General features: G+C 64.2%; 1 pseudogene. It reads right to left on the reverse strand.

What is annotated here, in order from left to right:
• Positions 1–631, reverse strand: a pseudogene (locus tag Ade02nite_RS48100) (hypothetical protein); the annotation flags it as partial.
• Between the last annotated feature and the right edge of the window lie 95 nt (positions 632–726).

Below are 726 nucleotides of genomic sequence, written 5' to 3' on the forward strand. Positions count from 1 at the left end.
GGCCCACACGGTCGGCCGTCGCGTTCGGATTGCCCGGACTGAAACCCAGCGCCGGCACCAAAGCGTTGATGTTACCGGAGCCGGCTCCGGCGTTCCCCGTCGCTCCGCTCGCGGCCGCGTCACCGGATCCTGTGGCGGCGGCCCTATCCGCTGGCGTTTCGTTCAAACCCAGACCACGCAGGATGTTATCGCGATTCGCGTTTCCACGCAGCGCGGTCAACGAATTCAAGCGGACCAGCAAAGTCGTGGAAGATGCCGGGCATTTCAAGTCCTGGATCGCCGACAGGGTCTTTTCGAAACGTTGGATGCGGCTTTCAAGGTCCGTTCCGCTCGGAAAGCTCGCATTCTTGAGCGCTACCTGCGCGTTCACTTGGGCTTGAGCAGGCGGGCAGCGACCGGGAACATTTACCCCGGTAGGGCCCACGCGGTCGGCCGTCGCGTTCGGATTGCCCGGACTGAAACCCAGCGCCGGCACCAAAGCGTTGATGTTACCGGAGCCGGCTCCGGCGCTGCCCTGTTCGGCGGCCTGGCTCATCCCCGTGCCGACCGCGAGCGCCGAGCCGAGCAGCGCTGCGGCGGCACCTCCCATCACCAGCTTGCGCGTCCGGCTGCCGACTCCGCGTCGATACATGCACGGCCCCTCTTCATCTCGGTACTGCTTGTGCCGAGATATACGAGCAATGATGTGGCAGCAGTTCATGACGCAGAGCAAGCGTTCCTTAAAGA

The organism is Paractinoplanes deccanensis (genome assembly GCF_016862115.1).
GTDB classification, from domain to species: domain Bacteria; phylum Actinomycetota; class Actinomycetes; order Mycobacteriales; family Micromonosporaceae; genus Actinoplanes; species Actinoplanes deccanensis.